This is a genomic window from Amycolatopsis sp. cg13, from assembly GCF_041346965.1.
In the GTDB taxonomy this organism is placed as follows: domain Bacteria; phylum Actinomycetota; class Actinomycetes; order Mycobacteriales; family Pseudonocardiaceae; genus Amycolatopsis.
Map to the genome: position 1 here is coordinate 1167257 of NZ_CP166848.1, position 14737 is coordinate 1181993.

General features: G+C 70.3%; 10 protein-coding genes. 1 reads left to right on the plus strand and 9 read right to left on the minus strand.

Features of this window, described 5'->3' with window-relative positions; translation table 11 throughout:
• Positions 1–300 precede the first annotated feature (300 nt).
• Positions 301–3126 (plus strand): aconitate hydratase AcnA, encoded by a 2826-nt coding sequence (gene acnA, locus AB5I40_RS05200; protein ID WP_370937254.1) that lies wholly within the window; start codon positions 301–303, stop codon positions 3124–3126.
• Positions 3127–3588: 462 nt separating this feature from the next.
• Here acnA and AB5I40_RS05205 read toward each other — a convergent pair whose 3' ends face one another.
• From AB5I40_RS05205 to AB5I40_RS05245, 9 genes are all read right to left on the minus strand, one after another.
• Positions 3589–5193: a phospholipase C gene (locus tag AB5I40_RS05205; protein ID WP_370937255.1), complete on the minus strand. Its 1605-nt coding sequence runs from the start codon at positions 5191–5193 to the stop codon at positions 3589–3591.
• Between the two features lie 17 nt (positions 5194–5210).
• Positions 5211–6371, minus strand: coding sequence for a Dyp-type peroxidase (locus tag AB5I40_RS05210; protein ID WP_370937256.1), 1161 nt, complete (start codon positions 6369–6371; stop codon positions 5211–5213).
• Positions 6368–7516 (minus strand): EfeM/EfeO family lipoprotein, encoded by a 1149-nt coding sequence (locus AB5I40_RS05215; protein ID WP_370937257.1) that lies wholly within the window; start codon positions 7514–7516, stop codon positions 6368–6370. Before AB5I40_RS05215 ends, AB5I40_RS05210 begins: the two co-directional genes overlap by 4 nt.
• Positions 7517–7622: 106 nt before the next feature.
• The gene (locus tag AB5I40_RS05220; RefSeq protein WP_370937258.1) at positions 7623–9242 is read right to left on the minus strand and encodes an alpha/beta hydrolase; all 1620 of its coding nucleotides are present in this window, start codon (positions 9240–9242) and stop codon (positions 7623–7625) included.
• Between the two features lie 569 nt (positions 9243–9811).
• Entirely contained in the window at positions 9812–10282 is a 471-nt protein-coding gene (locus AB5I40_RS05225) for a nitroreductase family deazaflavin-dependent oxidoreductase (protein WP_370937259.1), read from the minus strand.
• Positions 10275–11246 carry an L-histidine N(alpha)-methyltransferase gene (egtD, locus tag AB5I40_RS05230; protein WP_370937260.1) on the minus strand — a complete coding sequence of 324 codons (972 nt, stop codon included), beginning with the start codon at positions 11244–11246 and terminating at the stop codon, positions 10275–10277. Before egtD ends, AB5I40_RS05225 begins: the two co-directional genes overlap by 8 nt.
• Complete coding sequence (egtC, locus tag AB5I40_RS05235) at positions 11243–12007, minus strand: ergothioneine biosynthesis protein EgtC (protein ID WP_370937261.1); 765 nt, start codon at positions 12005–12007, stop codon at positions 11243–11245. Before egtC ends, egtD begins: the two co-directional genes overlap by 4 nt.
• A 4-nt stretch (positions 12008–12011) precedes the next feature.
• Complete coding sequence (egtB, locus tag AB5I40_RS05240; protein WP_370937262.1) at positions 12012–13361, minus strand: ergothioneine biosynthesis protein EgtB; 1350 nt, start codon at positions 13359–13361, stop codon at positions 12012–12014.
• A 64-nt stretch (positions 13362–13425) separates the two neighbouring features.
• Positions 13426–14688 carry a glutamate-cysteine ligase family protein gene (locus AB5I40_RS05245; protein ID WP_370937263.1) on the minus strand — a complete coding sequence of 421 codons (1263 nt, stop codon included), beginning with the start codon at positions 14686–14688 and terminating at the stop codon, positions 13426–13428.
• Between the last annotated feature and the right edge of the window lie 49 nt (positions 14689–14737).

Here is a 14737-nt window from a genome sequence, read left to right on the forward strand (position 1 = left end):
CGCGTACCACTGCAGTCACACCACTATCACAAGCAACAGGAAGAACTTACACACCGCGGAGATCATTTCCCCTGTTCGGGGGACCTGGCGGAGCGGCGTGTCCGGATGGCGCACGTCACTCCGCGTGTCGTCTTGAACGAAATACAGGACACGCGTACTGTTTGGGGCGACGGACGAGGTGTGCCCTCCCGGTTCCGGTTCTACGGTGGGGGTGCGCAAGACTCGCCTGGGTCGACCCGACGACCCGGAGAACGACACCGAACTGACCCGGGAGGACACGCCGGCGGCGGCGTGGAATCCATGCCACTGGAGTTAGACGTGACTGCACCTAGCAAGGACAGCTTCGGCGCCAAGGACACCTTGCAGGTGGAAGAGAACTCGTACGAGATCTTCCGCCTGGACAAGGTCGAAGGCGCCGCGCGGCTGCCCTACAGCCTGAAGATCCTCCTCGAGAACCTGCTGCGCACCGAGGACGGCGCGAACATCACCGCCGACCACATCCGCGCGCTCGGCGGCTGGGATCCGAACGCGGACCCGTCGATCGAGATCCAGTTCACGCCCGCCCGGGTGATCATGCAGGACTTCACCGGCGTGCCCTGCGTGGTCGACCTGGCCACCATGCGCGAGGCCGTGACCGACCTCGGCGGCGACCCGGACAAGGTCAACCCGCTCGCCCCGGCCGAGATGGTCATCGACCACTCGGTGATCATCGACGTGTTCGGCCGCGCGGACGCCTTCGAGCGCAACGTGGAGATCGAGTACGAGCGCAACCGCGAGCGCTACCAGTTCCTGCGCTGGGGCCAGGGCGCGTTCGACGAGTTCAAGGTCGTCCCGCCGGGCACCGGCATCGTGCACCAGGTCAACATCGAGCACCTGGCCCGCACCGTCATGGCCCGGGGCGGCCAGGCGTACCCCGACTCCTGCGTCGGCACCGACTCGCACACCACCATGGTCAACGGCCTGGGCGTGCTGGGCTGGGGCGTCGGCGGCATCGAGGCCGAGGCGGCCATGCTGGGCCAGCCGGTGTCGATGCTGATCCCGCGCGTCGTCGGCTTCAAGCTGACCGGCGAGATCCCGGCCGGCGTCACCGCGACCGACGTCGTGCTCACGATCACCGAGATGCTGCGCCGCCACGGCGTGGTCGGCAAGTTCGTCGAGTTCTACGGCGAAAGCGTCGCCCAGGTGCCGCTGGCCAACCGCGCCACCATCGGCAACATGAGCCCGGAATTCGGCTCCACCGCGGCGATCTTCCCGATCGACGACGAGACCGTCCGCTACCTCAAGCTCACCGGCCGCTCGGCCGAGCAGGTCGCGCTGGTCGAGGCCTACGCCAAGGAGCAGGGCCTCTGGCACGACCCGGCGCACGAGGCGCAGTACTCGGAGTACCTCGAGCTGGACCTGTCGACGGTCGTCCCGTCGATCGCCGGCCCGAAGCGCCCGCAGGACCGCATCGAGCTGACCGACGCGAAGTCCTCGTTCCGCAAGTCGGTGCACGACTACGCCGAGGACGAGCAGCCCACCCCGCACACCAACGTCGACGAGACCGTCGAGGAGACCTTCCCGGCCTCCGACCCGGCCGCGCTGTCGTTCAAGGACGAGACCGCCGTGCCGGTGCAGTCCGCGGCGAACGGGGCCACCGGGCGCCCGACCAAGCCGGTCAAGGTGTCGACCGCCGACCGCGGCGACTTCATCCTCGACCACGGCGCCGTCGTGATCGCCTCGATCACCTCGTGCACCAACACCTCCAACCCGTCGGTCATGCTGGGCGCGGCGCTGCTCGCGCGCAACGCGGTCGACAAGGGCCTGTCGGTCAAGCCGTGGGTCAAGACGTCGATGGCTCCGGGCTCGCAGGTCGTCACCGACTACTACGACAAGGCCGGTCTCTGGCCGTACCTCGAGAAGCTGGGCTACCACCTGGTCGGCTACGGCTGCACCACCTGCATCGGCAACTCGGGCCCGCTGTCGGACGAGATCTCCGCCGCGATCCAGGAGAACGACCTCACCGCGGTCTCGGTGCTCTCGGGCAACCGGAACTTCGAAGGCCGGATCAACCCGGACGTCAAGATGAACTACCTGGCGTCCCCGCCGCTGGTCATCGCCTACGCGCTGGCCGGGACGATGGACTTCGACTTCGCGACCCAGCCGCTCGGCCAGGACGGCGACGGCAACGACGTGTTCCTGAAGGACATCTGGCCGTCGCCGCAGGAGATCCAGGAGACCATCGACTCCGCGATCACCCAGGAGATGTTCACGAAGGACTACGCCGACGTGTTCGACGGCGGCGAGCGCTGGAAGTCGCTCCCGACGCCGACCGGCAAGACCTTCGAGTGGGACGCCGAGTCCACCTACGTCCGGAAGCCCCCGTACTTCGACGGCATGGCCGCCGAACCGGCTCCGGTGCAGGACATCTCCGGCGCCCGGGTGCTGGCGAAGCTGGGCGACTCGGTCACCACCGACCACATCTCCCCCGCCGGCGCGATCAAGCCGGGCACGCCGGCCGCGCAGTACCTGGTCGAGCACGGCATCGAGCGCAAGGACTTCAACTCCTACGGCTCGCGCCGCGGCAACCACGAGGTCATGATCCGCGGCACCTTCGCGAACATCCGGCTGCGCAACCAGCTGCTGGACGACGTGCAGGGCGGCTACACCCGCGACTTCACCCAGGAAGGCGCCCCGCAGGCGTTTATCTACGACGCGGCCCAGAACTACGCGGCGGCGGGCACCCCGCTGGTCGTGCTGGGCGGCAAGGAGTACGGCTCCGGCTCCTCGCGCGACTGGGCGGCCAAGGGCACTTCGCTGCTGGGTGTGCGCGCGGTGATCACCGAGTCGTTCGAGCGCATCCACCGCTCCAACCTGATCGGCATGGGCGTCATCCCGCTGCAGTTCCCGGCGGGCGAGTCGGCGTCGTCGCTGAAGCTGGACGGCACCGAGACGTTCGACATCGAGGGCATCACGAAGCTGAACGACGGCGAGACGCCGCGGACGGTCCACGTGACGGCCACGAAGGAAGACGGTTCGAAGGTGGAGTTCGACGCGGTCGTCCGCATCGACACCCCGGGCGAGGCGGACTACTACCGCAACGGCGGCATCCTGCAGTACGTGCTGCGGAAGATGACGCAGTCCTGACGCCTCGGTAACACAGCCTTGCGGCCCGCTCCGGTTCTCCCGGGCGGGCCGCACTGGTTTCCGCCGCCCCGAACCGTACGTGAGGGGAACCCTGAGGGAATCAGATTCCCTCAGGGTTCCCCTCACGACCCGCATTCCCTCAAGGGGCCCCTCACAGACAGCCCCCGCCCTTGCCGCGAGCGCGACCGCCCCAATGCGGCATTGGGTGCGTCGCATGCACCCAATGTGGCATTGGGGCGCTAGCCCCACCCCGAAACCGCAGCCGCTGCACCCAACGTTCGAGGCACCCAGGCCCTCCCCCGCACCCCGATACGAAGCCTTCTCTGCGGTTCGGGGTGCTTGTCAAGGCATCTTTCCCGCCTTGACAAGCACCCCGAACCGTCAGCACACTCAGCTTCGGGGTGCCCCACGCAACCAAGGGCGCAATGTCGCCGCCAGGCGACGAGCCGCCCGCCGTAACCGCTACCCCACCACAGCCCCAGTCTTAGGATCCAGCTTCAACGGCTTCGCCCTCGGATGCGAAAAATCGAACATCCCCGTCAACGGCGCCGCCAGCACATCGAACGACCCGCCGCCGATCCGCCCGAGATGCCAGTTGTCCTCGATGAACCGCAGCACCGACGTCTGATCGGTCATCGTGTGGTCGACATGATTAACCTTGCTGTACGGCGAAATCACCAGCAACGGCAGCCGCGGCCCGTACCCGCACCGATCCGCGAACCCGCCCAGTTTCACCGGCTTCGAAGTGCACACCGAAGCATCCTGGGCTGAATCATGCGAACCATTCACCACCTTCGGCGCGACGTGGTCGTACCAGCCGTCCGAATCGTCATACGCCAGCACGATCGCGGTGTTCTTCCACTGCGGCGACGCCTGGATCCGGTTGATCTCGTCGGCCACGAAAGCCTGCTCGTCCAACGGATCCGAGTAACCGGCGTGTCCGTCCTGATACTCCGGAGCCTTCAGGAAACTCACCGCCGGCATGGTGCCCGCGGCAAGGGCGTCGTTGAAGTCGCGGACGTCGTACTGGTGGTTCGCCTGGTCGTGCTGGCCCACCGCGTGCAGCGAGGACGGCGGTAGGTGCTTCCGGTTCGCGGTCGACTGGTAGTACTGGAACGGTTCGTGGTGCGGGCTGTAGTCGACGGACGCCTGGCCGCCCACGTTCGGGTGCTTCGTCCCGCAGACGGCGTATCCGTTCGCCTCGCCGGTGGGCCGGAAGCCGCCCTCGAACCAGCCCCAGGTGACGCCGCGTGCGTTCAGCAGGTCGCCGACGTTGCGGCCCTGGAACGCGCCGAGGTTGTCCTTCGCGGTGTGGTTCTTGTCCGAGCAGTCGTCGAACGCCGGGTCCGGGTCGGTGATCATCGTGCCGACGCCGCGGGAGTCCGGGGAAGCCGCGGTGTGCGGGTCGACCTTCGGCTCGCCGGTGACCGAATCGACCGGCTGCAGGCCGTGCGTCTGACCGGAGACCAGGTTGATCGCGCCGGGGCTGGACGGGCCGAAGACGGTGTTGAACGAGTTGTCGTTCAGCGCGTAATGCTGGGCGTAGTTCCACATCGCGGTGACGGTGTTGCCGTCGAAGTAGTTCATCACCAGGCCGGGTTCGCCGAACAGGACCGGCTGCCCGGTGCACTTGTCCTTCTCGGTGTACTCGACGAACTTGTCCATCTTGCCGCCGTTGAACGCGGCCTGTTCCTTCTTGTAGTCGTGCGCCTGGTCGCAGGTGAGCGCCTGGTCCGGGCTGAGCCGCTTCGGGTTGTAGGCGTTCGGGTTGTGCTGCAGCAGGTCCGGGGTGAGGCCGTTGACCTTCGGCGTGCCGGGCGCGGCGTGGAACGGCGTGCCGTTTTCGTTGGTGGCGTTCGGATACGTGCCGAAGTAGTGGTCGAAGGAGATGTTCTCGCCGAAGATCACCACGACATGCTTGATCGGCGTCGACGTCGCGAACGTCTCGGCGGCGATCGCGTGCGCCGGCGCCGAGGTCGACGCCGCGCTGCTCGCGCACGCCGCGGCCAGCGCCGCGGTCGCCGCCAGCGCGGCCGCCGCGGTGGCCCGCTTCCTGGTCCGCTTCACTGCAGAACTCCTTCCGCTCAGCCCAGCACTGCCCGGCCGTAGTGGTCGGCCGGATCCGTCACGCCCGGGAACAGGTGGAAATACCCGCCCCCGAACGGCGAGACGTAGTCGGTGAGCGGCTCCCCGGCGAGCCGCTTCTGCACGGCCTCGAACTGCTGCTCGAGATCGCGCTGGTAACAGGTGAAGACGAGCCCCATCTCGAGGTTGCCGTTGGCGTCCACGCCGCGGTCGTAGTTCACCGCGCGGCGCAGGATCCGCTGTCCGTCGGTCTGCGGGGTGCGCGGGTTCGCGAGCCGGATGTGGCTGGTCAGCGGGATGACGGTGCCGATCGGGTCCTCGGCGTAGCGCGGCGCGTCCTGCTCGGCCGCGCCGTCGAGCGGCGCGCCGGTGTCGCGGCGGCGGCCGATCATGTTCTCCTGCTCCGACAGCGATACCCGGTCCCAGAACTCGACCAGCATCCGGATCAGCCGGATGACCTGGTAGCTGCCGCCGTCGTCCGTCCACACGAGATGGTCCGCTTCGGACGGTGCCGGATTCGCGGTGCCGTCCTTGAACCCGAGCAAGTTGCGCGGCGTCCCGGACGGCCGCGGCGGCGAGCTGAACCCGTCGATCTTCCAGCGCAGCTGCATCCCGCCGCGAGTCGCGCGGGCGATGTCGCGCAACGCGTGCAACACGGTGTCCGGTTCCGCGGCGTTGAGGACGAGGCTCAGATCTCCGTGGCACCACTGCGGATCGAGCGCGTCGTCCGGGAACATCGGCATCTGCTTGAGCTTCGGCGGTTTGCGCGCGGCCAGCCCGTACCGGTCGTCGAACAGCGACGCACCGGCGCCGACGAGCACCGACAACTGTCCACTCGGGACTTCCGGACCGAGGACGCCGGAATCCGCGGGCGGGCCGGTGATGCCGACCGACGCGGGCGCGCCGCCGCTGGTGAGGAACCGCGCGCGGTCGGTGAGTTCCTTGAGCAGCGCGGTGAGTTCGGCGCGGTTCTCGGCGACGACATCGAACGCCGCGACGATCGAGTGTCTCGCCGGTTCCGCCAGCACGGCGCTCTGGCGTGGCCCGTGGAACGGCACCGCTCCCCCGGCCGCAGTCGCGCTTCCGGACAGCCCGACCAGGCCCGCGCCCGCCCCGGCGGCGGCCGCTCCGCGCAGGAACGCGCGCCGTCCCAGGGTCACGAGGTCCTCCTCGGCTCGGCGATCGCCGCGACCGGGGCCAGGCGTTCGGTCAGCTCGGAGACGTCGGCGTTGATCCGCTGCCGCTGCTTCCGGTCCAGAGTGGACAGCGGTTTGCCAGCGACGGCTCGCAGATCGCGATCGGTGCGGGCGATCCAGGCGTCGAGGTCTTTCAAGCCGGGGAACCGGGTGGTCAGCAACGGCCGCAGCACGTCGAGCACCGCGCGGGTGCCGGTGAGGTTCGCGCCCGCGGTCGCGAGGTTCGAGCCGCTGCCGTAGTCGGTGCGGCCGGTCAGCTCGAACTGGAGGGTGTTCTCCATGATCTCGTGCGCGCGCAGGCCGAGGTCGTTCTGGTCGATCTGGGCGTCGGCGAACGACGTGCGCAGCTTCTGCACGGCCTGGTCGAGCTGGTCGGCGACCGGGCTCAACGCGGGCATCGCTTCGTTGTGCCACAAGCCGTTCTCGAGCCGGTGGAACCCGGTGAAGCCCGGATCGGCGGCTCCGCCCGGCAACCCCGCGGTGGTGCCGTTGATCGCCCCGTCCGAATCGCCGAAGGCGTTGTAGGCGGCGCCGAGCCGTTCGTACGTGAGGTGCGCGGTGAGCCAGGCTTGTTGCGCCGCATCGCGATTGCCCGAGCGGACTGCTCGGGCCAGCGCGGCGGTCTGTCCGGTGAGCGTGCCGAGGCCGTCGGCGACGTAGCCGTGATACTGCTTGAGCGGCCCGAGCAGATCGGCGTTGGTCACCGGCACCACGGCCGGACCCGGACGGTCCGCGCCGCCGGTGACCTGGACCGTCGGGCCGACGAACGGCGTGCCGTCCTCGGGCGCGCAGCGCAGGGCGTACGCGCCGTTGGCGAAGTTCACCGGCAGCGCGCGCGTCGTGCCCGGGCCGACTCCCTCCAGCTCCCCGAAGACCGTGCCGGTGGCCGGGTCGACGAGGTCGATTTCCATCGTGACGGCGGCGTCGTTGCGGACCTGGAGGGTCTGCGGCCCGGCCGGCGGCGCGGTCCAGCCGTCGCCGCAGGCCGAGCGCGAAACCGCGACCGGACCGGGCTGGGCGGGCGAGCCGGAGCAGCCGGAGAGCACCGCGGTCCCGACGAGGACCGCCGTCGCATTGGCCGCGCCGAACCCGCCCGCCCAGCGCCGCACGTCAACTCCCCTCAGGTGAACTTCTGGCGGACACTTTCACCGATCCGCCGAGCGCTGACAAGAGGGTTGTGCCGTTATGCCCGGTTCCGGGCCGAAGATCAACCGATCAGCCCTTCGCAGGCGTCGTGAAGGGCTGCCGGTCCGGCTGGAACACCTGGCCGTCGGCGGGCACCTTCAGGTCGATCAGGTACGCGGCGGTCGCGTCGTCCACGCCCCGCGCGCTGCCGAGGATGCAGTGGCCGAACGAGTCGACCGACAGCAGCCGCGAGTTGCCCAGCTCCTCGGCCATCCGCTGGCCGAACCGGTACCGCGTGGCCGGGTCGTAGAAGTTGCTGACCACCAGGACCGGCGTCGCGGTGTTCGCGCGCCACGGCCCGCGGTACGGGTCGGACGTCTTCGCGGCGGGCCACACCGGGCAGGCGGCGATGTCGGAGAACACCTGGTAGCGGCCGAAGGTCGGCGATTCCCGGTCCGCCTTGCCCGCGATCCCCGGCACCTGCTCCTGCTTGATCCGCATCGGCTTGTCCGCGCAGTTCACCGCGAAGTACGAGTCGTTGCCGGTGTACGGGCTGTCGGGGGCGAGGTCGAGCAGACCGCCGCGGCCCGCGGAGAGCGTGCCCTTCCGTGCGGACTGGGCCTGCAGCGACGGGTGCAGCACCGAGTACGCCTGCTGCAAGCCCTCGGCGAGTTCGCCGAACGAATCCGGCGAGTACATCGCGCTCGACGCCGCGCTGATCAGCGTGCCCAGGTCCACCTTCTGGCCGCCGGGCAGCGTGATCGGGTCGGTGCGCACGTGCTCGCGCAGTTCGTCGAACTTGGCCCGCGGGTCGCCCGCGCTGAACGCGCATTTGTCGCCGGCCTGGGCGCAGCGCTCGAGGAAGCCGTCGAGCGCGATCTCGAAGCCCTGCGCCCGCGCCAGGTCGTAGGTGACGCCGTCGTTGGTGCGCAGCTGCGGGTCGACGTTCCCGTCGATCACGATCGCCCGCGTCTGCTTCGGGAACATCGCGGCGTAGGTGGACCCGACGAGGGTGCCGTAGGAGAAGCCGGTGTAGGTCAGTTGCTGGTCGCCGACCGCGGCGCGCAGCTGGTCGAGGTCCCGCACGACGTCCCGGGTGGACATGTGGTCCAGCAGCGCGCCCGCGTTGCGGCGGCAGAACTGGCCGTAGTCGCGGTACCCGGCGAGGGTGCCGGAGATTTCCCTGCGCGACAACGGAACCGGCAGCAGCTGGCTTTGGACGTCCTGGGCGTCCTCGGCCGTGGTGAAGCAGCGAAGCGGATTGCTGGCGCCGACGCCGCGCGGGTCGAACCCGACGAGGTCGAAGCGGTCCATCACCTGCGGGCGGAAGTAACGGTCGCCGGAGATCGGCATCCGCAGCCCGGATCCGCCCGGGCCGCCCGGGTTGAGGAACAGCGACCCGATCCGCTGGCCGGGAATCTTGGCGGCGCGCTTCATCAGCGCGATGTCGATGCTGCCGAGCGACGCGTCGTCGTGGTCGATCGGCACGACGTACCGCGAGCAGCTGTACAGCTTCACTTGGTCTTCTGGGACGCCGCGCAGCTGTTCTTTGGTGCAGTCCTCCCACTTGACCGGCGCGGTGCGCGCGATCTCCGCGGGTTTGGCCTGTGCCGCCGGGCTCGCTGGCGCCGCGACAGCAGTGCCCGCCAACCCGGTCAGCGCGGTCGCGATCGCCGCGACCAGTGCTCCGGTTCTTCTCGATCCGCGCACGTGGAATCTCCCCTGTTTGCGCACCCGCCTGATTACGGGGCGTCACCGAGACTGGCATAATCCGGCCAAGCCGGGCACCGGCCAAAAGGAGGAAGTGCGGGTTCGGACGAGCGACAACGAGCGCTGAGGGACAGACCTCGGCGACGGGCTGGATCGGCGAGCGGAACGGGTCGAACCGGAAGGTGATTTCGCCGCGCGCCATGGCCCGGCCCCGGTAATCGCGCGGCCGGGGCGGCTCTCGCGACTTCTCGTCCCGCCCGGGCAAGACCCCGCGAGCTGAGAAGCACCCGGGCAAGACGCCGCGCGAGCCGGGAAGCACCCGGGCAAGACGCCGTGCGAGCCGGGAAGCACCCGGGCAAGACGCCGCGCGAGCCGGGAAGCACCCGGGCAAGACGCCGTGCGAGCCGGGAAGCACCCGGGCAAGACGCCGTGCGAGCCGGGAAGCACCCGGGCGGCGCAGTCCGGGAGCTCGGCCAGCCCGTCGAACTACTCTTCGTTCTGCTCGGGCTACTCCTCGTTCTGCTCGGGTTCGGCCGGGGATTCGTGCTCCCCCGCCGAAGCCCGGCCGCTCAGCAGCGGGTCAGCACGAACACCGGGAAGTCCCGCCGCGCCTCGTCCCGTTCCATTTGGTAGCCGGGCCAGAATTCGAGCAGTTCCGCCCACATCCGGTCGTACTCCGCGCCTTCCAGCTCGCGCGCCTTGACCTCGATCTCGCGGCCGCGGAGCGCGACCGTCGCCTTCGGGTTGTCGCGCAGGTTGTGCGTCCACGCCGGGTTCTGCGGGCGGCCCCAGTTCGAGCCGGTGAGCACGAACTCGCTGCCGTGCGGGTAGTACAGCAAGTTCGTGCTCCTCGGCAGGCCGCTGCGCCTTCCGGTGGTGGTGAGTCGCAGGGACGGCAGTCCGGCGAGGCCGACCAGGCTGATCCGGCCGCCGAACCACCGGTGCAGCTGGCGGTCGGTCGCGATGATGGCGCGCGACGCGCCCATCAGCCTGGGCTGGGTGCCGAGCTTGCGGGCGAGCGCCGCGACAGGGTTACGCACGCACTGATCTTGCCAAACTCACCCCGAACCGCTGCTGTGAGTCTGTCCACCATTGTTCGAGCGCGAACCCGGCGGCGTTCAGTTCCGCCTCGACGCCGCCGGGACGGAACTTCGCCGACACCTCGGTGCGGATGTGCTCGCCCTCGGCGAACGGCACGATCAGGTCCGCGCCGGGGATGCGCACCTCCGTCCGGCTCCGGGCGCGCAGCCGCATTTCGATCCACTCGTGGCCGTCGTCCCAATGCGCGACGTGGTCGAACTCGTCCGGGTCGAAATCCGCGCCCAGTTCGGTGTTGATCACGCGCAGCACGTTGCGGTTGAACGCCGCGGTGACGCCTGCCGCGTCGTCGTAGGCCCGCTCCAGCGTTTCCCGGTCCTTCACCAGGTCCGTGCCGAGCAGCAGCCACTCCCCTTCGCCGAGCACGTCGCGCACCGAGCGCAGGAACTCGGCGCGTTCGTCAGGAAGGAAGTTGCCGATCGTGCCGCCCAGGAAGGCGACGACGCGCGGCGCGGTGCCGGGCAGCAGCTGCAGGTGCTGGGTAAAGTCGCCGACCACCCCGCGCACCTCGAGCTTCGGGTAGTCCGCCGTGATCGCCGCGGCGGCCTCGGCGAGCGCGGATTCGGACACGTCCATCGGCACGAACGACTCCAGCGTCCCGTGCGCGGTGAACGCGTCGAGCAGCAGCCGGGTCTTCTCGCTCGACCCCGAGCCCAGCTCGACGAGCGTGTGCGCGCCGGTGCGTTCGGCGATCTCGGCCGCCCGCCGCGCGAGCACCTCGCGCTCGCTGCGGGTCGGGTAGTACTCCGGCAGCGCGGTGATCTTCTCGAACAGCTTGCTGCCTTCGGCGTCGTAGAACCACTTGGGCGGCAACCACTTCTGGTCGGCCGTGAGCCCCTCGCGCACGTCCGCGCGCAGTTCGGCGGCCACGTCGCGGCGATGGCTCTCCAGGTCCGCTTCGGTCATCGGGCGGTGCTCCGTTCCAGGGTCAGGGGAAGAACGTCGACGCCGGCCGCGGTGACGCGCACGGCGTGGCGGTCGGGCACGGCGGTCCAGGCGGGGTCCGGATCGCACGGCTCGGACGCCAGCACCACGCCGGTTTCGGTGCGGCGCAAGGACAACGCGTGCGTCCAGGCGGTGCCGACGAGCAGTTCGCCGTCGGTGAGCAGAAGGTTCAGCCGGGAGCCGGGGGCGACCGACTCGACCTCGCGCACGAGGGCGGTCACCGCTTCGAGCGGCTCCTCCCCCGCGCGCAGCCGAGCCCGCAGCAATGCCCACAGCAGAGCGGAATCCGTCGGCGCTTCGAGCGTGAACAGCTCCGTGACGTCGAGCCGTCCGGCTAGCCCGCGCATCGAACCGGGCCAGCCGCGAACCACGCCGTTGTGGCTGAACAGCCAGCGGTCCTCCAGAAACGGCGCGGCGGCCGCTTCGGTGACCGGCATTCCGGTGGTGCCGTTGCGCACCGCCGCGACGAACGCGCGAGTGCGCACCGAAGCGGCCAGCGCGGGCAGCGTCTGGTCGGTCCACAACGGCTCGCGGCGGCGGTACCGCTGCGGCGGCGCGCCCGGTTCCGGGTACCAGCCGAGGCCGAAGCCGTCGGCGTTCACCGAACCGCCGCCGCGCATGTCGAGCGGCGCGTACGACTGCACGAGCAGCGCGTGCGGCGCGGCGAACATCAGCTCGGCCGGGGACACCGGCGCGCCGAGATAGGCGAGATGACGGCACATCCGGCTAGCCCGCCTCGCCCGGGCGCGGATCGCGCGCGCACCGGAAGCCGGAAAAGATCTGCCGCCGGATCGGGTAGTCCCAGTTGCGGAACGTGCCCCGGATCGCCGCCGCGTCGGTGCCGAACGACCCGCCGCGCAGGATCTTGTACTCCGGTCCGAAGAAGACCTCCGAGTACTCCCGGTACGGGAACGCCGAGAAGCCCGGATAGCCGTGGAAATCGGTGCTCGTCCACTCCCAGACGTCGCCGATCAGCTGGTGCACGCCCAGCGGCGACGCGCCGGCCGGATACGCGCCCGCCTCGGCCGCGCGCAGGTGGCGCTGCCCGAGGTTGGCGTGCTCGGCGGTCGGTTCCTCGTCGCCCCACGGGAATCGCCGCGACCGCCCGCTCGCCGGGTCGTGCCGGGCGGCCTTCTCCCACTCCGCCTCGGTCGGCAGCCGCTTGCCCGCCCACCGCGCGTACGCCTCGGCCTCGTAGTACGAAACGTGCACGACCGGTTCGTTCTCCGGGACGCGCTCGTGCACGCCGAAGCGGGTGCGCCACCAGCCGTCCGGCTCGCGGCGCCAGAACCGGGGCGCGGTGATGCCGTGCTCTCGCAGGTACGCCCAGCCGGGCTCGCTCCAGAACCGCTGCTGCTCGTAGCCGCCGGATTCCAGGAATTCGACGTACGCGCCGCAGGTGACCGGCGTGGTGTCGAGGACGAAGGCGGGCACGTCGATCTCGTGCGCCGGGCGTTCGTTGTCCAGCGCCCACGGTTCGGCGGTGGTGCCCATGGTGAAGCGGCCGCCGGGCACGAGCACCTCGGCGGGCAGCTTGCGGGCGGGCGCGCGCGGCGGCTCCGGGGCGTGCAGCACCGGTTCGCCCTTGCGCAGCTGGTGGGTGGCCAGCATGGTCTCGTCGTGCTGCTGCTCGTGTTGGGTGATCATGCCGAACGCGAACGCGCTCTCGGTGAGCCGACGTCCGTCCAGCGGCGCGGTTTCCAGGACGTCGAACGCCTTGTCGCGAACTTCCTTCACGTACGCGCGGGCCTCGGCCGGGCCGAGCAGCGGCAGCGCCGGACGGTCCGCGCGGGCGTGCTGGAAGGCGTCGTAGAGGTCGTCGATGTCCGGGCGCAGCGGCTCCCGGCCGCCGACGTCGCGGACCAGCCACAGCTCTTCCTGGCTGCCGATGTGCGCGAGGTCCCACACCAGCGGCGACATGAGTTTCGAATGCTGCCGCACGAGGTCCTCGTCGTCGACCGCGTCAGTGAGGGCCACGCTGCGCTCGCGCGCCCGGGTGAGGGCGGCGGCCGTGTGCGCCCGCAGGTCTTGCGGGCTCAGCTCCAGCAACGGGTTCTGTTCGGGGATGGTGCTCATCGCTCCTGACTCCTCGAGTCCGGGGTGTGCCGGGCGCGCGGCCCGGCGGTGATCTCGGTCCTGCTCATCGGTCCTGGCGCGGCACTCCGGCGGCCCGGGCGCGCAGCCCGGCGGCCAGCCCGTCGACGGTGCTCTCCGGAAGCCCACTGGCCGGAAGCTCGGCGATGCCCAGCTCCACCAGCTCCCTGGCGACCGCCGCCAGCTGCGCGTCCGCCATGCCGCACTGCGCGGCGTCGACCCAGCGGCCCGCCGCGGGCGCGCACACCTCCCGCACCTTGTCCACTGTGGACTGATTCGCCAGCAGCGCGGTGACCAGCGCTACCGGCGGCAGCCATTCCCCCGGCGGCTGCCCGTCCAGGTACCTCAGCTCGAGGTAGCCCTGCGGCCGCACCGGGGTGAACATCGTGGTGAGGTGGTAGTCGAGGTCCGCGACCGTCGGGCGGCGCAGCACCGCGGCCGCGCCCCGGCCGCCGATCCACTCGGCGAAGGTGAGCCCGTCGGGCGCGTCCCACGGCCGTTCGCCGCGCGGGAACACCATCAGCGGCGTGTCCATCATCCGCCGGGCCCATTCGCGGGCCGGGTCCGTGCCGGGTTCGGGCGATTGGCTCCGGACCGGTTCGGTTTCCAGCACCGCGAGCCAGCGCGCCGAGGCGAATCCGGTGTCCGCTCCGGCGTGCACGCGGGAATTCGCGAACAGCGCCAGCAACGGCGGACCCATCGCGTGCGCGGCGGCCCAGCGCGCGGCGACCTCGTGGGCTTCGCCCGCGTCCACGCAGATCTGCAGGCCCGCGGTGCTGCACATCATGGTGATGCCGCCCGCCCCGATCGGGGCGAACCGGCGTTCCATGGCGGCGTAGCGGGGCGTGCGCAGAACGCGCCGGGGCGGACGGTGTTCGTCGATGCCCGCGGCGCCGAGTTCGAGGCCGTGGCGGGCGAGAAGACCGGTGAGATGAGCGAGATCGGCCTCCACAGCCGCGTGCAGATCACGCAGCGAGGCCTGCGGCGGAGAGGAGATCTCCACCTGGCACCCGGGTTCCAGGCTCACCGGAGAACCGGCCGGGAGCGGGATCGCGGGGCTGTCGGGGCGCAGCGTCCGCGGGGTGTGCGGGCCGAGCGCCGTGGCAAGGACATCGGGGTCGAGAGGGCGGACCGGGTCGCCGGTGTGGTGCACGGTGAACTCGAGTTCCACCCCGAGCAGTCTCGGCGGGCCGTGCTTGAAACACACCGAAGCGACGTACTGCTCCCCCTCCGCGCGGTCGGCAAGCACCCGCGCGGTCAGGTTCGCCGCGCTCCCGGATCTGTCCGGAAAATCGTGCACTGCAGTCATCTGTCGCCGTCCGGATCAGGAGGTCCGCGGGACCGGACCTCGTCGCTTC

Bases quoted from the DNA above. Each gene is read 5' to 3' on its own strand.
- acnA (WP_370937254.1), top strand. From the start codon at position 301: ATGCCACTGGAGTTAGACGTGACTGCACCTAGCAAGGACAGCTTCGGC.
- egtD (WP_370937260.1), bottom strand. From the start codon at position 11,246: ATGACCGAAGCGGACCTGGAGAGCCATCGCCGCGACGTGGCCGCCGAA.
- egtC (WP_370937261.1), bottom strand. From the start codon at position 12,007: ATGTGCCGTCATCTCGCCTATCTCGGCGCGCCGGTGTCCCCGGCCGAG.
- egtB (WP_370937262.1), bottom strand. From the start codon at position 13,361: ATGAGCACCATCCCCGAACAGAACCCGTTGCTGGAGCTGAGCCCGCAA.
- AB5I40_RS05245 (WP_370937263.1), bottom strand. From the start codon at position 14,688: ATGACTGCAGTGCACGATTTTCCGGACAGATCCGGGAGCGCGGCGAAC.